Below are 21,005 nucleotides of genomic sequence, written 5' to 3'. Positions count from 1 at the left end.
AGGGGAACGCGCAATCCGCATCCTGGGCCACTGCTGCCGGGAACAAGCTTCAGGCGGGGATAATGAATTTCAGGTTAATCATGAACACGATCAGGGCGGAGGCCCCCAGGGAAAAGGCGATGCAGCCGGCACCGAGCACTCTGCGCCGGTCCTTGATGAATTTGAAGCCAAGCGCACAGACGAGTATTGTCGTTCCTGCCAGTACAACAGACATGCCGATCATCGCAAACCAATACAGGATTTCAAAAAACTCAGCCATTAGGAAACCCTCCCTTTCAGGCAATAATACAACGAATTTTAATGATTTTCCAGTCAAATGAATCAGGGACATAAGGCCCCGCAGCCATATGCCCTTTTTTGCTGTGGCCTGCTATACCACGGACAATCATACAGGAGGGCACGGCCTTTCGTGAGTAATCTATAGGGTAGGCTGGGAATGCGAAAGGAGAGGGCAAATAATGGCGGGGAGAGAACTGGCAAGCAAGCTGCTGAAGACGGCGGCGCTGCTTAGCGATTCACGGGTTGCCGGTTACATTCCGAGAACGCGGGAATATAGTGCTGCCGGATTGTCCGCGATGCTTGGAAGATACGGCAATGTTGTCATCAAGCCGGTTGTAGGCGGAGGAGGATATGGTGTCATCAAGGTGTTCCGGGATCATAGGGGGTATGGCTTCACGTATATGCAGAGCACACGTATCTATGGAGACTTTACTTCCATGCGCCAGGCACTGGACAGATTCAAGGTGAAACGGAAATATTTGATCCAGCAGGGAATTTCCCTTGCACGGATCTCCGGGCGTCCGATTGATTACCGGGTCAAAGTAGTGAAGAACGGCGAGCACTGGGAGTTCCGATCTATGGTAGGGAGAGTCGCCCGGCCGGGATTGTTCGTTACGAATCTCTGCAAAGGAGGTACGATGCTCAGCTGCCGCCAGGGACTGCGAAGATCATTGCCAAGAGTGGGGACCTCATCCAAAAAGGCGGAAATGCGCAGGCTGACCCTAATCTGTACCGAGCTGCTGGAGCGGCATTTTCCGGGGATCGGTGAACTGGGCTTCGACTATGCTGTAGATCATCGGGGGAAGATTTGGATTCTGGAAGTAAATACAAGACCAAAATAATTAATAAAATTTTTATATTTGACGATAAATACAGTAATAGGATAATATTGCGTTTAGTTGTTTAGATTCAGAGGTAATACAACAAGAAATATCCCAGCCAATTATGAACATTCTAAAAAAGTTTTTGTGTGGAGATGTCAGGTTTCAGCCCTGTGCATAACTGTTATCCCCATAGTCCACTGCGCAATTGCTGACATTATAACCCTTACTCACATATTATACACAGGATTTCCACAGCAGCTTGTGGATAATGAGAACGCTTGTTCGAAAAATGATAGTTTGCTATGATAGATTCAGATCCAAATAAAGGAAAGGTAGGTGAACGTTATGGTTGAATTGTCGGATGAGATGCTGCTTGACTCTTATCACAGAGCGATAGAGCTGCATTTGGAGCATGATTTCATCGCCCTGCTTCTCGCTGAAATTCGCAAACGGAACTTACACTCTCCAGACCATGCGGTTCTGCATTAAAGATCAGAGCACATCCTGCAGCATTGGACTTCTTTAAACCGCAAGCATCAAGGAATAGGGTATCTTTTCAAGTTGAGGTGGAATCAACCTGAAAGGATACCCTTTTATTATGGCTATAAGGTTATAGACAACCTAGAGCTTAAGATTACTGCTGTGTCCCGGAGACAGCTTCGCATCCGGATCAATATATACCTTGGCGTTATTGACTGCTGTCGGCGCTTCTCCGAATCCTACAGCGATCAGCTTCAGCTTACCCGGATAAGTCGTGATATCGCCAGCGGCGAAGATTCCCGGAATGCTGGTCTCCATGCGGGAGTCAACTACAATGGAGTTGCCCTCAATGTCGATTCCCCACTCGGCAATCGGGCCCAGAGAGGAGACAAAGCCGAAATTGACAATAACGCTGTCTACTTCGATTTCTTGAGTTTCCTTGGTCTTGATATGGGACAAGGTGACCTTGGTAATGAATTCTTCACCGTGAAGCTCAGTGATCTCGGACGGCGTAATCACATTTACCTTAGAGGCCATCAGATTCTCTACACTATGCTCATGCGCACGGAATTTATCGCGGCGGTGAATCAGGGTTACCTGTTCAGCGATCGGCTCCAGCATCAGCGCCCAGTCCACAGCGGAATCGCCGCCGCCGCTGATCAGCACCTTTTTATCCTTATAAGCATTCAGATCATTTACGAAATAATGCAGGTTGGCTTTCTCGAAGCGCTGTGCATCCGGTACCTCCAGACGCCGCGGCTCAAATGCGCCTACGCCTCCCGTGATGATAACGGCTTTGCTGTGATATTCAGCCTTGTCGGTGGTGACGGTGAAATGGCGCTCACCCTGCTTCACAACCGATACGACCTTCTCCTCCAGACGGATATCGGACTGGAACAGCTCCATCTGCCGGGACAGGTTGTCCACCAGCTCCTGTGCGGTAATTTTGGGGAAGCCGGCGACATCGTAAATATATTTCTCAGGATACAGAGCAGCAAGCTGCCCTCCGAGTTGGGGCATACTCTCAATAAGGGTTACTGAAGCCTGGCGCATACCGCCGTAAAATGCGGCAAACATACCGGCTGGTCCTCCGCCTATAATCAGCAGATCGCTCATAGGAACGGTTTGCTCTAATGTCACGTAATATTACACCTCCGAGTTGATAGTTTCAATTTGCCATACAAGCGTACCTACTCATTATAAACATAGTCTCACCTGCCTGCAAAGGCCTTGATTTCAAAGAAAAAGTGTGACATTTTGTTGTATGATTATATTTGATTAAAACGATACTAAGGTTTACAATGGATATGGTTATTTTAGAAATCCTTTAAGTTTTATTGGAAATTCTTCTGAATTTAAGTGTATAAATTCACAAAAGAAACCTGATTTTTTTACAAAAAATAACACATAGACAGATTCACCTGTTGGAAGGAGCCGGAACATGAGCAGTATTCCCAAAATCGTTATTCTAGGCGCGGGGTATGGAGGGATTTTGACCGCCCAGCGGCTGCAGAAAGCTTTGAATTATAATGAAGCCGATGTAACCCTGGTTAACCGCCATGAATATCACTATTTCACGACCCATCTGCATATGCCTGCAGCGGGCACGGACAGCATCGAGCATACACGCGTGTCTATCTCCAAATTAATCGATGAGTTCAAGATCGATCTTGTCAAATCCTCGGTGCAGGAGATCCGCACCCAGCAGAAGAAGGTTATTCTGGAGGACGGAACGCTCTCGTATGATTACCTCGTGATTGCCCTTGGCGGTGAGCCTGAAACGTTCGGGATTCCGGGACTCGACAAATATGCGCTGACCATCCGCAGCATCAACTCTGTGCGGCTGATCCGGGAGCATATCCAGTACCAGTTCGCCAAATATAAGAATGAGAATAATGCACAGGAGCATATCAACTTCGTCATTGGCGGCGCGGGCTTCAGCGGGATTGAATTTGTTGCGGAGCTGGCTGACCGGATTCCTGCACTATGCAAAGAATTTGATGTCGATCCAAGCATGGTCAACATCTATAATATAGAAGCTGCGCCTACGGCTCTGCCGGGGTTCGCGCCTGAGCTGGTGGAGCACGCCATGACCGTACTCACCAAGAAGGGGGTAACCTTCAAGATGGGCGTAGCGATCAAGGAATGCCTGCCTGGCGGCGTGATTCTGGCCACGGGTGAAGAGATCAAGGCATCCACCATTGTATGGACCGGCGGTATCCGCGGGAACCGTCTGATCGAGGCTGCCGGCTTCGAAGCGATGCGCGGACGGGTGAAGGTAGACGAATATCTGCGGGCTCCGGGACATGAGAACATCTTCATCATTGGTGACGGCTCCCTCATGATTAATCCGGAAGGGCGTCCTTACCCGCCGACGGCACAGATTGCAATGCAGCAGGGAGAATGCTGTGCGCATAATCTAGTAGCGGCCATCCGCAGCCAGCAGCCGAAGAAATTCGCCTTCAGCAACAAGGGGACCGTAGCTTCACTTGGTAAGGGCCAGGGAATTGCCGTAGTCGGCGAGAAGACGTACAAAGGCTGGAAGGCAGCGCAACTGAAGAAGGTTGTCGATATGCGCTACCTGCTCATCATCGGCGGCATCCCGCTCGTGCTCAAAAAAGGAAGATTCCTCTAAGATGCGCCACTGCAGCGTGCAAGTACGCGGACTGCTGACGCGCGAGGAGCTGGACCGCTATAATGCTCTGATTGAGGTAGGCTCTTATCTGGAGGATCAGACGCGGTATGATTTGGCCTACAATATCCAGAAGGAAATCGATATTCTCATTCTCCCGGCTATCGAACGCCTGAAGGATAAGGGCCGCGCGCGTGACCGGGCGACGGCTGAATATCTGGAGAGTCTGCGTGACGGGGACGAAGACGAAGACAAAGAGGACGATAAGGAACCTTCGGCATAAGTGGAGGTAGAAAAGACGTACAATGCAAAGAGAGCCGTGCTTGCAACACGGCTCTCGGATGCAATAGCCGCTTTTAAGGGCGGCGGCTTTCGGAAAAGTAGTCAAGAAATAGACCGCATACCTCTGCTGAGGTGGCGGTCTATTTGCGTTTATGCTGTTACAGCTTCAGCATCTCCTCGAACGATTCTTCGTTCAGCAGGTTGCCGACATAGAAGGGGCCGAACTCTCCGTAGCGGGCGCTGACTTCATCGAAGCGCATCTCGTAGACGAGCTTCTTGAACTGCAGGGCATCCTCGGCGAACAGAGTCACGCCCCACTCCCAGTCATCGAAGCCGACGGAGCCGGTGATGATCTGCTTCACCTTGCCGGCATAGCTTCGTCCGATCAGGCCGTGCGAATACATCAGCTCCCGGCGTTTCTCCATATCCAGCATGTACCAGTTGTCGGCAAGCTCACGCTTCTTGTTCATCGGGTAGAAGCAGATATGCTTCATTTGCGGCAGTACAGGCTTCAGCCGGGCAGCGACATGCGGGTTCAGCATCGGATCGCTGCCGTCACCGGCACTTCCTCCTGCGGCGTAGTTGCTGAGCTCAACGATGCTTACATAGGAATAAGCCTTCGTAGTATATTGGGCAAAGGCGATTTTGTTAAAAGCGGTCTCCAGCGCATTCAGCGCCTCCAGACTCTCTCTCAGAAACATCATCACGAAATCAGCCTTCTGGCCCACGATGGAATAGACAGCAGTGCTGCCCTCCTTCGCTTCCTCGACAGGTCCCCACTCCTGCATGAAGGCATGCAGCTCCTCCAGGGCCACTGCCCGTTCCTCGTCATCGGCTGCCGTCCAGGCTGTCCAGTTCAGTGAGCGGAAGTCATGCAGCGCATACCAGCCTTCCAGTGTCAAAGCGGCTTCGTTCAAGTTGTTCACTCCTTATAGGTTATCGGTGGAATATCCTCGCGTAAAATCTTCTTGGTCCGCATACCTTAAATATGTATGAACATAGGTCGGGTGCTATTTGCATTGTAGCGCAGCGGGCGGCAGAGAGCAAACGCCAAGGCCCCCATTCATGCGAATTCCGGTATTAAGCGCGATAATGTTCATTGCTTCGCTACATTTTTTCTAGTAAACTTACTATTATATAAGCTTAGGTGTGCGGTTCTTTATAGAGAGAGGGGATGGCGGTACGATGGGCTTTATTCCGGTGTTTGTTCTGGCCGTTTTATTCTTTGTGATGATGTTCGGCATTGGCTTCATTCTTAACATGCTGATGAAGACTACCTGGTTCCCTGCCTATCTGTTCGTCATTGTCATTCTTCCGGTGGTGGTCTACTCCATCTGGGACCGGAGCGCGATGTCCTTATGGGAGCACCTCTCTACCTTCCACATTGTGGATTATCTTACCGGGGTAGCCGGTCTTGCCGGAGCGGTGCTGAGCGGCTGGACCATTCAGAAGCTGCGGCTGGGCGGATACAAGATGTTCTAAGCGCTGCCTGAAGGGTGGTACAACAAGAAACGGCTAATCTCCTGTAATGGGGTGAGCCGTTTTTTTCTTTTCCGCCAGAAGAGCCAAGGATTCATCTTTATTTTACATTTTCGGCCGGGTGTTTTGTGATAGAATAGAAATCTATATGAATTCGTATAGAAGAGGGGGAGGTATCCGCAGATGCGTATGAGCAACCTGCATCATTTCACTGAACATCACCGGTACTGCGTGTCCCGCGAATTCGGTCTAAGCCAGCTGGATGGACGTATGCTGGGCTCAGTCTATCAGCCAATGGTAGGCGCGTTCGCCATCAGCCTGTACAGATTGCTGTTCGAGCATATTCCGGCTGAATCTATCGGTTACTCCGGTGTGGAGCAGCAGCGCAGGCTCTTTATGACCCTGGGCGTTGAACCCAACGAGAAGGGCCGTAAATATATGGTAGACCAGGCTTCCCGGCTGGAGGCGGTGGGACTGCTGCAGACCTGCCGGCTGTATGCCGCGGAGAATGATGATTATATGTACGAATACGAGTTAATGCCGCCGCTGTCGCCGGCTGATTTCTTTGCAACCCAGCATCTGACGCTGCTGCTCCGGGATAAGATCGGCAAGTTCGCTGTGCTGTCGCTGCGTGAGCAGTTCTGGCACCGGGAACCGGAGGAATGGAGCGGGCGGTCGCTCGGGAAAGAGAATATTTCACTGCCCTTTTATGATATTTTTGAGCTGAATACCCATGTGATCGACTATGAGCTGGAGCAGGCGCTGGCCGAGGTAGCCTCCGTGCGTCAGCCCGGCACCACTCAGGCGGTTGAGCCGAATATAGCCTACAGCGATATTATCCTGCGCTTCCCGCGTGAATCGGTGAACCGTGCGCATGTTGAGAAGCTGCGTTTTGACCATAACCAGATGGGTGTCATTAATTATGTAGCCCGCAAATACGAGCTTGGTCCGCAGGATGTATGCCGCCTGCTGGATGAGGATGATGTCTTCACGCCGGACGGAGAGGTGATTCTGGATACGCTGCAGTACAAGGCGAGCCAGCATTTCCGTCAGGATAGGAAGCGTCAGGAGAAAAGAGAGATTGCTGCCGCCAAGGTAGTGTCGCTGCGCTCTGCCGCTGAGGAAGAGAGTGATCCCTCCGCAGTGCCGGTGGAGCAGGCTGTCGAAATGGAGTTCTATGTAGAAGTGCCTCCGCAATTTCTGTCCAAATGCGACATTCACCAATATAATATGATGCTGCGCAACGAGCCTTATACACGGCTGTTACAGACGTTCTTCCCGGGAGCAGTTCCGGGCCAGCTGATGGATATCTTCGAGAAGATTGATCTGAACTATAAGCTCAGCGGCGAAGTGATCAATGTCCTGATCCATTATCTGATGACGATGGTGGCCTCCGGCGGCGATCAGCGGATGAACCGCAACTTCGTGGAGGCGATTGCCTCCAATATGCTGGTGAAGCAGGTGAATACTTACGAGAAGGCCGTGCGCTATATCCGTGACCAGTCGAAGGTGAAGGGCAAGGGGGCGGCTTCCGCCTCCTCCGGCACAGGCTCTGCGGGAACCCGCCAGCGTTCGTATACGAAGAGCGGCGGGCGGTCCGGCAAGCAGGAGATTCCGATTGTGCTTGATGACGGCAGCGCCGGAACCGTATCGGAAGAGGAATTCGCGGCGATGATGAAGAAAGCGGCCGAGATCAAGGCCAGCAAGAAAAAAGGCGTTCTGAGAACGCCCTGAAGAAAGTGAGGTGCAGCGATGGAGTCCATGGGCGAAGTGCTGCGTTCGATGAACAACCCCGCTCTGCGCCAGCGCTCCCGTGACCTGGAGCAGACCCTGCTGAACCATCCCCTGGTCAAGGAGCTTCAGGCTGAGCATCCCGAGCTGGACGAGTCCCGGCTGCGGCTGCACTTGAGCCGGCTATACCAGTATGTCGAAGAGGACCGGCATTGCAAGAATTGCCCCGGCCTGGCGGATTGCCCGAATGATTTCCAGGGGCATTACAGCAAGCTTACTGTAGAGACGGTTAATGGTGTAACGGATCTGTACGAACGCAAGACACCGTGCAAGCTGAAGATTGCACAGGATAATCAGGATAATGTCCGCAAGCGGATCCGCAGCTTCTATGTGGATGAGCGGGTGCTGAACGGCGGATATGATGAGATGGATATTATGGGCAAGGACCCCCGGCGGGCCTCAGCCGTGAACAAGATATTTGACTATATAGCAGCTGTGCGAGCAGAGGGCCTGACTTCGCGGGGGATCTATTTGCAGGGCAGCTTCGGGACCGGCAAAACCTTCCTGATGTGCTATCTGCTCCATGAGCTGGCTATCTCGGGCTACAGCGGCGTGATTGTCTATATGCCGGATTTCATCGAGGAACTGAAGCTGATCATGATGGACAACCAGAAGCTGAAGGAAATGGTCGATACGATGAAGAATTGTGATCTGCTCATCTTCGATGACATCGGCGCCGAGAATCTCAATCCCTGGGCGCGTGACCATGTGCTCGGAGCGATCCTGAACTACCGGATGAACCGCAAGCCGACCTTCTATACCTCGAATTATCCGCTGGATGGGCTGGAGAAGCATCTGAGCATCACCAGCAAGGACGGGGAAGAGCTCTACAAGGGTCAGCGGCTGATGGACCGGATTGCCCCGTTCGTAGAGGTGATCCCGCTGCATGGGGAGAACCAGCGTGGCAGGGCCAGAGACTGAATTTTTATTAATACAAGTGGAAACGGCTTCGGATAAGTTATCGGGTGAAACATATAAATTCTATATTTTAAAACAGGGGACCACGCCAGCATCTGGCCGGGGTCCCCTGTTTGTCTGCGCTTAGATTTAGCTGGCGCTGAATTTCCACCAGTTGATATTGAACAAGTATCCGCTGCCGCCTGTGAATTTCAGGTAAAGGTCATGAGTCCCGCTTGCTCCGCTGACCGTGCAGGTCTTGGTCACCCAGCTCTGCCAGCCCCCTGTATTCTGCACTGCACAGGTGCCGACCAGTGTTCCTGCCGGACTGTCCAGCCGCAGCTCAATATTACCGCCGCTGCCTGCTGACGCTACCCGGGCCTCGAAGGCTGCGGCTCCAGCGCCGAAGTTCACATTTTTGATTTTGAGATAATCACCGTGATCTATGAAGCCGACATTCATTCCCCCGTCCGTATCTGAGGTGGTCTCGGTCTCTACCCCGGCCGCCCATGCACTGGTCTCGGCTTGTGTTCTGACATAGGGGTTAAGGGTGGCGATGGGCTGCGGCCCGGCGGTTGTCATGTGGATGACCGGGAAGCTTCCGTCCGCGTTGTAGGTGAATTGCTCTACCCCCACTGACCGGGTGAAGCCACCACCTCCAGGCAAGGCGCCATTATGGTAAAAGAAATAGGAGCGGCCTTTGAAGTCGATGATGCCCGGGTGATTCGTGAAACTCCCGCCCTGGGTGGGCATAATGACCCCTCTGTACTTCCACGGGCCGGTAGGCGAAGAGCTGGTGGAATAGGCGATATTCTCTGGAATGCCGCTTGCGGCGTAGACCATGTAGTATAAGCTGCCGCGCTTGTAGAACCAGGGTCCTTCTTCGTAGAGGGTCGGTCTGTCGGCATTGCCGTTTCGCACACCGAAGCTGTCTGTGGTCATAGGCACCTGGACAATACCCATACTCTGGTTGTAGGAGATCATATCCGGGTTCAGCTTCACATATTTCAGTGTTGGATTCCCCCAGTAGAGATAGGCCTGGCCGTCACTGTCTACATATACCGTAGGATCGATGTCGCCCCAGCTGCTGGAGACGAGCGGCCCTCCGATAGCGTCCACGAACGGGCCGGTCGGGCTGCTGGAGACGGCGACGCCGATGGCGGGCCGTCCGAGCGAAGTGCTTTTTGCCGTGACATAAAAGTAGAATTTGCCGTTGCGCTCAATGACCTGGCTGGCCCAAGCTTCTCCGCTCGACCAGCTAAACGCCTTATAAGATAGCGGTGACCCGTGATCCGTCCAGTTCGCCATGTCCTTGGAAGAATAGACCCTCCAATCATTCATCGTATAGTAGGTCGAGTTGTCTTCGTCATGTCCGGTGTACAGGTAGACCGTATCATTGTATACAAGCGGGGCCGGGTCTGCCGTGTAGATGGTCTGTACAACAGGGTTGTCAGCGAACGATACCGGGGAATATAGCGCCGATGCCAACAAGCCTGCGACAGCAAGGCTGACAAGCTTTTTCATTCTTCCTTCCTCCTCAAAATAGGGTATAAGAGCGCTTTCGCATACAGAGTAACATGGCTCCTGTGAAACAAAAATGTGTTTTCTTTTTATTAAATTGTAAATTTATGTTATTGTTACTGAATCTCGATGGAGCACAAAATGAACGCAAAAAAAATCCGGCATCCCGCCCTGACCTGGGCAAAGAATACCGGACACTGCAGCTAAGCAGCTATTCGGACAAATACTTGATGATTACCATTCCGAAGAAGACCACGGTCATGAAGCCGGTCATTCCGAAGAAACCGGCCAGCAGATCACCGAGATCGTTGCGGGGCTCCTCATTGATATGCTCCCGCGGGTCACGGACCTGTGCGTTGACATTGACGTCCATTCGCTTCTTCCTCCTTGCTGTTGCATGACTGCATGAAGTGGGTTACAGTTATACATGTGAGAGAAGTCATTGACAATTAATGCGCTTTCTTCAAGTATACGAAGATGCAGGGGAGATGTAAAGATAGAAGGGTGATTTTATGATACATATAAGACCTATGGAACCGCAGGAGTATGATTTTCTACTGGATATGCATTATGAGTCCATTCATATTGAACAAGGTAAGCCGCCCAGAAGTGAGCTGCTGAATTCCCCGGGGATTGCGAAGTACAACGAACATTGGGGGAGACAAGGCGACAGGGCGATAATCGCACTGGTGGACAATCAGCCCGCAGGTGCTGCCTGGTACAGGCTGTTTGACGAGACGAACCAGGGCTACGGATTTGTGGATACCACAACCCCGGAATTAGGCGTTGCTATTCGGTCTGACTACAGGCAGCAGGGATTGGGAATCAGGCTAATGGAGGGCATCATACAGCAAGCCGTATCCGATGGATACCCGTCACTTTCGCTCAGTGTTGATCCGGAGAATCAGGCGGCCGTCCGGTTATATAACAAGCTCGGCTTCGAGTATGTCGGGACAGCTGGTACCTCGTGGACTATGAAGCTGAATCTCAGGGACAAAGTTTAAACCGTTAAAAGACAAATTAATTTTATGCAATATAATTTCTCGAAATATATAACAAATGCATTGTATTTATGTTATACTGTGGATGTGTCGGTAATTGATAATCTGGTTATCATATTACATGAAGCATTTTATCCCGCTATGATCTCGGAGTAAATTCTGCGGACTTGGCTCAGGCTATAGAAGCGGAAGTTATTTCGTACAGCTTAAGCTCAACAAAACTTTTTGAGGAGGAACAATATCATGGCTATCGTGAACGTGTCTGACCAATCCTTCGTGAATGAAGTGGAAGGTCAAGGTACTGTAGTAGTAGATTTCTGGGCACCTTGGTGCGGCCCTTGCAAAATGCTTGCCCCAATTCTCGAGGAATTGTCCACCGAGCTGGGTGACGATGTGAAGATCGCTAAATTGAATGTCGATGAGAATCCTGAGACAGCTTCCCGTTTTGGAGTAATGAGTATTCCTACTCTGATCTTCTTCAAAGACGGCCAGCCTGTCGACAAAGTCGTAGGACTGAACTCCAAGGACTCCCTTAAGAATATCGTAGCCAAGCATCAATAATGGGTTACAATCTGCTGTAATCTGGGCCTTGCGGCCCTTCAGACAAAGCGCCTTCGGATTACCGAAGGCGCTTTGTCTGTCCTATAGAAACGGATGTTCTATATTAAGGCTTGAATGTGTAGTACATTCTATTCTAAACTTACCTTATAACCGTGTAGTAACAGGTGGGGGAGAACTTATGGATTATATGGATAATATCCGCAACAAGCTTGCGTTGCTGCCTGATCTGCCCGGCTGCTATCTGATGAAGAATCAAGAGGGTACGATCATCTATGTCGGCAAGGCCAAGGTACTGAAGAACCGCGTGCGCTCTTATTTCACAGGCAGCCACAACGGGAAGACGCAGCGGCTGGTCGCCAATATTGTTGATTTTGAATATATCGTGACATCGAGCAATATGGAAGCACTCATTCTGGAGTGCAATCTGATCAAGAAGCATATGCCGCGTTACAACGTGCTGCTGAAGGATGACAAGACCTTTCCTTATCTAAAAATCACGAACGAAGCCCATCCGCGCCTGGAGGTTACCCGCCGGGTGCTGAAAGATAAAGCTAAATATTTCGGCCCGTATCCGAACAGCTACGCCGCCCAGCAGACCAAGAAGCTGCTCGACCGGATGTATCCGCTGCGCAAGTGCGGGGTGATGCCGAAGGAGGTCTGCCTGTACTATCACATGGGCCAGTGCCTCGCGCCGTGCGAGAAGGAAGTGCCGAAGTCTGCTTACGAAGAGATTATCCAGAACATCTCCTCGTTCCTCGGAGGCGGGCATGACGCGGTGAAGAAGGACCTGCAGAAGAAGATGCAGGAGGCGGCTGAGGAGCTGTATTTCGAGCGGGCCAAGGAGCTGCGCGACCAGATTCAACACATCGATGCCGTGATGGAGAAGCAGAAGATCAATACGGCCGACACCAAGGACCGCGACGTCTTCGGCTATGCGGTGGACAAGGGCTGGATGTGTGTGCAGATTCTGTATATGCGGCAAGGGAAAATGATCCAGCGCCATTCGTCGGCTTTCCCGTTCTACGGAGAGGCGTACAGTGACTTCATGTCTTATGTGACGCAGTATTACAGCGACAATCCCGCGCTGCCGCAGGAGATTCTGCTGCCGGATATGGCAAGTGCCGGCATGGTTCCGCCGGAAGCAGGCGGCACCCCCGGCCAGGGAAGCAGCGGGCTGGTAGCCGGTGGAATGCCGAGCGGCCAGGCGCTGATGGCGGCCTTGGGCGCAGAGGATGAGTCGGAGGCCGGAGAGGTGTCTCACGGAGCGGACGCTGGTGAGGTGCTTGCGGCTGATCCGTCCGGGGCAGCAGGGCCGGGCGCAGCGGCGGAAGCGGCGCGGGAGCAGACGGAGCAGGATGCAGCCGCCGAAGGAACCGTGGATGCGGCCGGAGGCGCCGCCGCCCTGCAGGAATGGCTGGGCATCAAAGTGCTGGTGCCGCAGCGCGGGCTGAAGAAGCAGATGATCGGCATGGCCTGCCAGAACAGCCGGGTCGCGCTGAATGAGAAGTTCCGCCTGATCGAGCGGGACGAGGAGCGCACCTCCGGGGCGGCCAGCAGTCTGGGGCAGAGCTTGGGGCTGGACTCGCTGAACCGGATCGAAGCGTTCGATAACTCGAATATCCAGGGGGCCAATCCGGTCTCGGCCATGGTGGTCTTCATCGACGGCAAGCCTGCCCGCAAGGAGTACCGTAAGTATAAGGTCCGCACCGTACAGGGGCCGGATGATTATGAGACGATGCGCGAGGTGATCCGGCGGCGTTATGAGCGGGTGCTGAAAGAGAATCTGCCGCAGCCGGATCTGATCGTAGTCGATGGAGGGAAGGGCCAGATCTCTTCGGCGATCGATATTCTGCAGAATGAGCTGGGGTTATTCATTCCCGTCTGCGGTCTGGTTAAGGATGACAAGCACAGAACCGCCCAGCTGCTGGTCGGCGACTCCGCCGAGCCGGTCTCGCTCGCCAGGGACAGCCAGGAGTTCTACCTGCTGCAGCGTATCCAGGATGAGGTTCACCGCTTCGCCATTACGTTCCACCGGGAGCAGCGCGGCAAGTCGATGGTCACCTCGAAGCTGGATTCGATTCCGGGCATCGGGGACAAACGCCGGAAGCTGCTGCTGAAGCATTTCGGGTCACTTAAGAAGATCAAGGAAGCCTCCATCGAGGATTTCAAGGTGCTGTCCATCGGCGAGAAGCTGGCCGGTCAGATTCTGGAGGCGCTGAAGGATGAGGAGCCGTCAATCTAAAATGGATTTGAACGGTAACGGAAAAGAAGCCGGCCCCATGTGGGCCGGCTTCTTTGGGTTTGGTTAGGAATGGATGGTATCTTCAGACATCCCGCTAGTCGTCTGGATGGCAGGCCAACGTGGGCTAATTGTAGTCGAAAAACCGACCACGATGGGCGTGACGGAGGCACGTGGATCAAATGTGATCGAAAAACCGACTACAATTTGCAGGGATGAGGCGTGTGGATCAAATGTAGTCGAAAAACCGACCACAATGGGCGTGACGGAGGCACGTGGATCAAATGTGATCGAAAAACCGACTACAATTTGCAGGGATGAGGCGTGTGGATCAAATGTAGTCGAAAAACTGACCACATTGGGCATGGTGAAGGCGCATGGATCAAATGTAGTCGAAAAACCGACCACAATGGGCATGGTGGAGGCACATGGAGTAAATGTAGTCGAAATACCGATCACAATGGGCGTGACGGAGGCGCATGGATCAAATGTAGTCGAAAAACCGACCACATTGGGCATGGTGGAGGCACGTGGAGTAAATGTAGTCGAAAAACCGACTACATTGCGTTGGGTGGCGCTGTGCGGGCCAAATGTACATAGTAGACTGAACACTATGAGCTGCTGCATAATTAGGTTAATCTTTACTTTCTGCATAAAATCGTTGATTTGTATAATTGCAACCGGTTTCGGTAAAGGGTACGCTTATCTTGAATCTATGAAAACGCTTATAAGAGGAGGATTAAAGAAATGGGATATTCAAAAACAGTAAGACGCAAAAAGGGGATCAATGGGACTGCTCTTTGTCTGAGCATCATCATGCTGCTGAGTCTCGTGCTGGCGCTTCCGCCAGGACCGGCGCATGCTGCGGACTCTTATCTGCTCTCCAAAGACCGGCCGGCGTATGCCTCGGGCACAGAGGGCAATAATACCCCGGATCTGGCGGTGGACGGCAATACGGGTTCAAGGTGGAGCAGCTCATGGGGGACGGACCCGAACTGGATCTATGTTGACCTCGGGGCAACTGCCGCCGTAGACCGCGTGGTGCTCCGCTGGGAAGGGGCTTACGCCAAGGCCTACAAAATCCAGGTATCCGCTGACGAATTGAACTGGAGTGATATCTATTCCACAACTACAGGAGATGGCGGTGTGGATGAGCTTACGCTCAGCGGCACAGGCCGTTATGTCCGGGTATTCGCCACGGAGCGGAACCTGACGCAATACGGCATCTCCCTCTATGAGTTCGAGGTATACGGCACCGGCGGCGTTAATCCTCCTCCGGTGGTTCTGGGGCCGAATGTGGCCTTGAACAAGCCTGTGACGGCTTCATCCTATCAGGTGGCCGATTATCTCCCGGTCGGCTCTACCCTGCCGGAACTGGCGGTGGACGGCAACCTGAACACACGCTGGTCCTCCAACGCTACCGATAATGAATGGCTGAGCGTTGATTTTGGCAGCGTACGTACGCTGGGCCGGGTGATCCTTAACTGGGAGGCAGCCGCCGGCCGGATCTATGATATTCAGGTCTCGAATAACGGAACCTCATGGACTACGATCTACCGGGAGCTTCACGGCGACGGAGGCACCCTTAATCTTCCCGTCTATGCCAGCGGCCGCTATCTCCGGATGAAAGGGATCAGCAGAGCAACCTCCTTCGGGTACTCGATCTTTGAATTCCAGGCCTATGATTATGTGGCAGGCGATCCTAAGCCGGTCTATAACATTCCGGCCCTGCCGGAGCTGACTACAGTGGCCGTGGGTCAAGGCAGTCATGCTGCGAATGACCTCTCGGTGCCCCAGCCCAAATATCCGCAGTATAAATCGGATGCGCTGACTGCACCGCTGCCTTCCAATGACTGGTGGCAGTCCATCATGATCAATCAGCTCGGCAACGGCATTATTACGCTTCCGCTCAAATCGAAATATACCAAGCAGGGGCTGAGCATTCTGAATCCGGGCGCAGGCTACCTAAGCGCTGACGGAAGAGCACAGGAAGCCGCGGGAAGCCCGGATCTGTTCCTGATGGCCGGCAACATTAATACCTCGGGGATGTCGAACCGGATTACTGCTTACGGCGACTGGTCAGCGACAGCCGTATTAAGCGATGGTGCAACCGAGAAGCTGAAGACAACATTCGTCAAAGGCTCGCCTTATCTCTATTCGCAATTCAGTGATCCGTCCAGTCCTGAAGTGTATCTGCCAGCCGGGGCCCGCTTCTTCGACGGCAGCAATACTACTATTCTCGCTGCAGACGGCGACACAGTGACGGCAGACCATATCGGCATTGCGGTCACCAATTCCAACGGGGCGCCAACATCTGAAATGGTGACCAGACACTATGGGCTGTATGCGCCGGCTGGTACAACCTTCAAGCGGGTCGGTGCCAAGCTCAAAATCCAGCTCGGCGGAGGCCAAAACTACCTGTCCCTGTCGGCTCTTCCGGCACCGTCCAATCTGAATTATTTCTACCAGCACGGCTATGCCTTCGTGACGGACACGAAGGTGGCCTATACCTTCAACGAGACCACCTCCGATGTCACGACCACCTTCAATGCGGTGACAGAACTCAAGCGTTCGGGCTTCCCGAATACAACGCTGATGGCACAGCTTCCCCACCAGTGGAAGGTTACTACAACACCGTTGACTGCTGTCTCCTTCCCGTCCATCCGCGGAACGATGAAGGTGACAGAGGGCAATTCGTTCGCCACTACGGATAAATTCCACGGCATTGTGCCGCAGTTCACCGAGCCGGGCGATTCTACCTATTCCCGTCAGGATCTGCTGAATTACCTGGCGCTGCTGGATACGGACACCGCCACCAATCTGATGCAGGCCGATGCGTACTGGCAGGGCAAGAAGCTGCATCCGCTGGCCATGGGTGTGCTGATCGCCGATCAGATCGGCAATGAGAGCTACAAGAATCTGTTCCTGTCCCGGATGAAGACGGTGCTTACAGACTGGTATACGTACACCTCGGGGGAAACCGATTATTATTTCGACTACAACTCTGACTGGGGAACATTGATCTATAAAAACAGCGAGTTCGGTGCGAACTCTGGCATCACGGACCATCATTTCACGTATGGCTATTATGTTTTTGCATCCGCCGTGCTCGCGACCTACGATACCGACTTCAGAAATAAATTCAGCGGGATGGTCGATGAGCTGATCCGGGATTATGCCAATCCGTCGAAGACGGACCCGAAGTATCCGTACTTCCGCAACTTCGACCCGTATGAAGGCCATTCATGGGCCGGGGGTTATGCTGACAATGACAGCGGCAATAACCAGGAAGCAGCAGGGGAATCGCTGTTCGGCTGGGTCGGCCAATATATGTGGAGCACACTGACTGGCAACACCGCCTTCCGCGATGCTTCCATTATGGGCTTCACGACGGAGCTTAGAGCGGTACAGCAATACTGGTTCAACTACGACCAGGATAATTGGCTGCCCGGCTATACGCATAAAACGGTGGGGCAGATTTACGGAAGCTCGAATTTCTTCGGCACCTTTTTCAATGGGAATCCGGTGTATGTCTATGGCATTCACTGGCTGCCTACAGCAGAATATCTGACCAGCTACGGGTTCGATACGGCTAAGGCGGCTGGATTATACAGCGGCTTCGTGGCCGATAACGGTGGGCCGGAACCGGACTGGTACCATATTGTCTGGCCGATTCAGGCGCTGAGCGATCCGCAGGCTGTGCTGAATAAATGGAATCCGGCATTGCCGCAACAGAACGAATTGTTCAACACGTACTGGTTCGTGCACAATATGGCCACGCTTGGATCACGCACCAAGGACATTTGGGCGGAGAACGGCTACAGTGCAACGGTGTATAAAAAAGGTTCCGCCTACCGTGCGCTGGTCTGGAATCCGACGAATGCGGCAATTACCGTTACGTTCCGCAACAGCGGAGGAGTTACAGGCTCGGCTGTAGTCCCGGCCGGGAAGCTGGTGAAGGTGGACCCGACAAAGGTGACCACGGATACGCTGCTTACTCCGCCTGCCATGACAGCTGACACCACCCAGAATGCTGCCGGCCAGCCGATTGAGCTGACGTTCACGGAGAACGCAGCCTGGAGAAATGCAATTACTGCGGTAAAAGTGGATGGAACTTCAGCAGCAGCAGCGGATTATACCGTGGAAGCCGGTAAAATCACGCTGAACACGGTGCTGTTCCCCACGGCGAAGACTTACACGGTTACAGTAACAGCAGACGGATATAACGATACTTCGGTGCAGCAGGTCATTACCGGCGGAACACAGCCGTCCGGGAACCTTGCCCTCAATAAGGCGGTTACCGCTTCGGAGAATCCGAAGCAGCCCGCTGCCGGCGCTGTAGACGGAAATGCGGGCACCCGCTGGGAATCGGACTTCAGTGATCCGCAGTGGATTCAGGTGGATCTTGGCTCTGCCCAGACGGTCAGCCGTGTCCTGCTGAACTGGGAGGGGGCATATGCCAAAGCCTACACGATCGAGACATCGGCAGACGGCGCGAACTGGGCAACAGTCTATTCGACAACTACCGGAGACGGGGACATTGACGATGTCAGCTTCACCCCGGTCAACGCGCGGTATGTAAAAGTGAACGGGACTGAACGCGGGACGCCGTACGGGTATTCCTTGTGGGAACTGGAGGTGTACGGCAGCGGCAGCGCCGTGACACCGCTGGCTCCGCCTGCTCTGACAGCCGATACCACCCAGAATGCTGTCGGTCAGCCGATTGAGCTGACGTTCACGGAGAATGCGGCCTGGAGAACTGCAATCACTGCGGTGAGGGTGGGTGGAGTGGCAGCAGCGGCAGCGAATTATACCGTGGAAGCCGGTAAAATCAAACTGAATACCGCGCTGTTCCCTACAGGGAAGACGTATACGATTGCAGTAACAGCCGCGGGATATAACGATGCTTCGGTGCAGCAGGTGATTACCGGCGGCACACCGCCGCTTGTGAACCTTGCGCTGAATAAGGCGGTTACCGCTTCGGAGAATCCGAAGCAGCCCGCTGCCGGAGCTGTGGACGGAAACGAGGGCACCCGCTGGGAATCGGATTTCAGTGATCCGCAGTGGATTCAGGTGGATCTCGGCTCTACCCAGACGCTCAGCCGTGTCTTGCTGAACTGGGAGGGGGCGTACGCCAAAGCCTACACGATCGAGACGTCGGCAGACGGTACGAACTGGACCACGGCCTATTCCACAACAACCGGGGATGGCGGACTCGACGATGTCAGCTTCACCCCGGTCAGTGCGCGGTATGTGAAAGTGAACGGGACGGAGCGCGGCACCCAGTACGGCTATTCTTTATGGGAACTGTCAATCTATTAATGCCCAGGTCAGCGGCACTCCTGTTCTTGCTGGTTCTAAGCAGTCTTAGTGCCTGCTCGGACAGCGGCCGCTCCGAAATTACGCTGCCTGCGGGCCATCCTTCAGCCGTCCCCCTCTCGGAGCTGGCTGCCAAGGTGAGGCCGGTTCAGTTCACCGTCTTTGTGAACTATGACTGGTATACGGCGCCGGACTGGGAGGCCGGGCCGCATAGCCGGTGGATCACCGATCATCTGAAGGTGAAGCTTCTGCCGGTACCATCGAGCGGTGCTGCCGCCCAGAAGCTGAATGCGATGATAGTCTCGGATCAGCTTCCCGATGTGCTGGTTATGGATCGCGGCAAGGATGTGGAACGGCTGCAAAAGGCGGGCAAGCTGGTGGCGCTGGACTCTTATCTGGAGCAATATCCTGAATTCGCCCGGACGGTTGGTGAGAACACGCTGAACATGCTGCGCAGTGAAGACGGCAGGCTGTACCAGATTCCGAACTGGTATATTAACGGCAGCGGCGGCAGCGGCAACGCCGGTTTCCTGGTGGAGAAGAGAATATACCGCGAGCTCGGCTCCCCTAAGCTTGCGACATGGGATGATCTCGAAGCGTATCTGCAGCAAGTGCAGAGGAAATACCCGGATATTGTGCCGATCGACTTCGGGGAGACCCGGGACGGCGTGGAAATACAGATGATCGGCATGCTGTACAGCGGTGCGGCGGATAACCGGACGCCAAGCTTCATCTCTCCCGGTTCAGGCCAAATCTTCGGTGTGCCCTCCGGCATCCGGCTGACTTCTGTGTACCGGGACCCGGCATTCCTGGAGACGCTGCAGCTGGCGGCCCGGCTGGTCCGTCAGGGACTGACCTCTCCGGATCTGTTGACCGAGACACGGGATCAGGTGCTGGAAAAGCTGAAAAGCGGCCGGATCGCGGTATTCGGCGCATATGACGCTGTCGTGGAAGGGATCGGCCGGGAAGCGAATAATCAGCTCTCGGCTAAGGACCCGCTGGACGGCTATGAGCTCATCTGGCCGTTGCACCGCGAAGGCGTTGATTCAGGCAAGGTCTACCCCTCCGGGTACAATACGCTGGGCTGGAATGTCAATGTCATTACAACCGCTGCCCGGGACCCGGAGGCCATTTTCTCCTATATGAACTGGGCGACGAGTCCTGAGGGGCAGCGTATTCTTTTCTTCGGGCCGGAGGGATTGTTTTATGATAAAGTAGAGGATGGAGTTCCCATCCCAAATGATTCCTATATTGGACGTGACTTGAAATGGTATGATGATCTGAAGATCGGAGAATTCAACTGGTACGGTAATACTTCATACATTGATGCTGCCAAAGCACAGCGTGAGAAGCTGCTGCCCGCCGGAGCCCGGGACTGGACGACCCTTGGACAATCCAATATAACGTTCAAGACTTCGATGAACATCACCGAATTCTCTAATCTTGACCCGGCGCCTGCCTCGGAAGAGGGGCTTATTCTGCAAAAGCTGAGGGATCAATATGCGCAGGTGGTGCCCCGGATGATTTTTGCGGCAAGTGATGAAGAGCTCCGGGAGCTGCTTAAGGCAGCAGACAGGGAAGCATCGGACCTGGGCTATGACAGGCTGCTGGCCTGGAAGACCGGAGTGTGGCAGAGCAATCTGAAGAAGATCAAGGATTACACACCAGAACAATAAACGTTTGGAGAAGAAGAGGGATAC

18 protein-coding genes are annotated in these 21,005 nt (G+C 53.4%); 13 read left to right on the top strand and 5 right to left on the bottom strand.

Features of this window, described 5'->3' with window-relative positions; all coding sequences use genetic code 11:
• Window positions 1-49: 49 nt before the first annotated feature.
• Entirely contained in the window at window positions 50-259 is a 210-nt protein-coding gene (locus NYE26_RS24915) for a hypothetical protein (protein WP_036701644.1), read from the bottom strand.
• 199 nt (window positions 260-458) lie between these two features.
• Here NYE26_RS24915 and NYE26_RS24910 point away from each other — a divergent pair, with 199 nt between their 5' ends.
• Window positions 459-1,121 carry a YheC/YheD family protein gene (locus NYE26_RS24910; protein WP_036721970.1) on the top strand — a complete coding sequence of 221 codons (663 nt, stop codon included), beginning with the start codon at window positions 459-461 and terminating at the stop codon, window positions 1,119-1,121.
• Between the two features lie 327 nt (window positions 1,122-1,448).
• Window positions 1,449-1,592 carry a sporulation histidine kinase inhibitor Sda gene (sda, locus tag NYE26_RS24905; RefSeq protein ID WP_036721967.1) on the top strand — a complete coding sequence of 48 codons (144 nt, stop codon included), beginning with the start codon at window positions 1,449-1,451 and terminating at the stop codon, window positions 1,590-1,592.
• Between the two features lie 132 nt (window positions 1,593-1,724).
• Here sda and NYE26_RS24900 read toward each other — a convergent pair whose 3' ends face one another.
• Window positions 1,725-2,699 (bottom strand): NAD(P)/FAD-dependent oxidoreductase, encoded by a 975-nt coding sequence (locus NYE26_RS24900; RefSeq protein ID WP_036721965.1) that lies wholly within the window; start codon window positions 2,697-2,699, stop codon window positions 1,725-1,727.
• Between the two features lie 325 nt (window positions 2,700-3,024).
• On the opposite strand from NYE26_RS24900, the gene NYE26_RS24895 reads away from it, so the two are divergent.
• Together NYE26_RS24895 and NYE26_RS24890 are read left to right on the top strand one after the other, a co-directional pair.
• Window positions 3,025-4,218 carry an NAD(P)/FAD-dependent oxidoreductase gene (locus NYE26_RS24895; RefSeq protein WP_036701637.1) on the top strand — a complete coding sequence of 398 codons (1,194 nt, stop codon included), beginning with the start codon at window positions 3,025-3,027 and terminating at the stop codon, window positions 4,216-4,218.
• Window position 4,219: 1 nt separating this feature from the next.
• Entirely contained in the window at window positions 4,220-4,498 is a 279-nt protein-coding gene (locus NYE26_RS24890; RefSeq protein ID WP_036721963.1) for a hypothetical protein, read from the top strand.
• 157 nt (window positions 4,499-4,655) lie between these two features.
• On the opposite strand, the gene hemQ is transcribed toward NYE26_RS24890, so the two are convergent.
• Window positions 4,656-5,414, bottom strand: a complete 759-nt coding sequence (hemQ, locus tag NYE26_RS24885; protein WP_036721960.1) for a hydrogen peroxide-dependent heme synthase — start codon at window positions 5,412-5,414, stop codon at window positions 4,656-4,658.
• Between the two features lie 268 nt (window positions 5,415-5,682).
• Here hemQ and NYE26_RS24880 point away from each other — a divergent pair, with 268 nt between their 5' ends.
• From NYE26_RS24880 to dnaI, 3 genes are all read left to right on the top strand, one after another.
• A complete protein-coding gene (locus NYE26_RS24880) occupies window positions 5,683-5,979 on the top strand; it encodes a YuiB family protein (protein ID WP_036721959.1) in 297 nt (98 codons plus the stop codon).
• Between the two features lie 180 nt (window positions 5,980-6,159).
• Complete coding sequence (locus NYE26_RS24875) at window positions 6,160-7,710, top strand: helicase DnaB (RefSeq protein ID WP_339250899.1); 1,551 nt, start codon at window positions 6,160-6,162, stop codon at window positions 7,708-7,710.
• An 18-nt stretch (window positions 7,711-7,728) separates the two neighbouring features.
• Window positions 7,729-8,688 (top strand): primosomal protein DnaI, encoded by a 960-nt coding sequence (dnaI, locus tag NYE26_RS24870; RefSeq protein WP_339250897.1) that lies wholly within the window; start codon window positions 7,729-7,731, stop codon window positions 8,686-8,688.
• Window positions 8,689-8,814: 126 nt separating this feature from the next.
• On the opposite strand, the gene NYE26_RS24865 is transcribed toward dnaI, so the two are convergent.
• Together NYE26_RS24865 and NYE26_RS24860 are read right to left on the bottom strand one after the other, a co-directional pair.
• Window positions 8,815-10,188, bottom strand: a complete 1,374-nt coding sequence (locus NYE26_RS24865) for a glycoside hydrolase family 43 protein (protein WP_339250895.1) — start codon at window positions 10,186-10,188, stop codon at window positions 8,815-8,817.
• A gap of 208 nt (window positions 10,189-10,396) precedes the next feature.
• Window positions 10,397-10,558 (bottom strand): YqzM family protein, encoded by a 162-nt coding sequence (locus tag NYE26_RS24860; protein ID WP_155991192.1) that lies wholly within the window; start codon window positions 10,556-10,558, stop codon window positions 10,397-10,399.
• A gap of 139 nt (window positions 10,559-10,697) precedes the next feature.
• Between NYE26_RS24860 and NYE26_RS24855 the strand changes: the two genes are divergently transcribed.
• The 6 genes from NYE26_RS24855 (at window position 10,698) to NYE26_RS24830 (ending at window position 20,981) form a co-directional block, all read left to right on the top strand.
• Entirely contained in the window at window positions 10,698-11,189 is a 492-nt protein-coding gene (locus NYE26_RS24855) for a GNAT family N-acetyltransferase (RefSeq protein ID WP_339250892.1), read from the top strand.
• A gap of 240 nt (window positions 11,190-11,429) precedes the next feature.
• A complete protein-coding gene (trxA, locus tag NYE26_RS24850; protein ID WP_036701616.1) occupies window positions 11,430-11,747 on the top strand; it encodes a thioredoxin in 318 nt (105 codons plus the stop codon).
• Between the two features lie 178 nt (window positions 11,748-11,925).
• On the top strand, window positions 11,926-13,989 hold the full coding sequence (uvrC, locus tag NYE26_RS24845) for an excinuclease ABC subunit UvrC (RefSeq protein ID WP_339250890.1): 2,064 nt from the start codon (window positions 11,926-11,928) through the stop codon (window positions 13,987-13,989).
• Between the two features lie 73 nt (window positions 13,990-14,062).
• On the top strand, window positions 14,063-14,755 hold the full coding sequence (locus tag NYE26_RS24840) for a hypothetical protein (protein WP_339250888.1): 693 nt from the start codon (window positions 14,063-14,065) through the stop codon (window positions 14,753-14,755).
• Complete coding sequence (locus tag NYE26_RS24835; RefSeq protein ID WP_339250886.1) at window positions 14,734-19,308, top strand: discoidin domain-containing protein; 4,575 nt, start codon at window positions 14,734-14,736, stop codon at window positions 19,306-19,308. The genes NYE26_RS24840 and NYE26_RS24835 overlap by 22 nt, the downstream gene beginning before the upstream one ends.
• On the top strand, window positions 19,308-20,981 hold the full coding sequence (locus NYE26_RS24830; protein WP_339250885.1) for an extracellular solute-binding protein: 1,674 nt from the start codon (window positions 19,308-19,310) through the stop codon (window positions 20,979-20,981). The genes NYE26_RS24835 and NYE26_RS24830 overlap by 1 nt, the downstream gene beginning before the upstream one ends.
• Window positions 20,982-21,005: the final 24 nt, after the last annotated feature.

This window comes from Paenibacillus sp. FSL P2-0136 (genome assembly GCF_037975325.1).
GTDB lineage: Bacteria > Bacillota > Bacilli > Paenibacillales > Paenibacillaceae > Paenibacillus_AQ > Paenibacillus_AQ silagei.
Note: the sequence above shows the minus strand (reverse complement) of the source record. Positions and strands in the feature narration are given on the sequence as shown.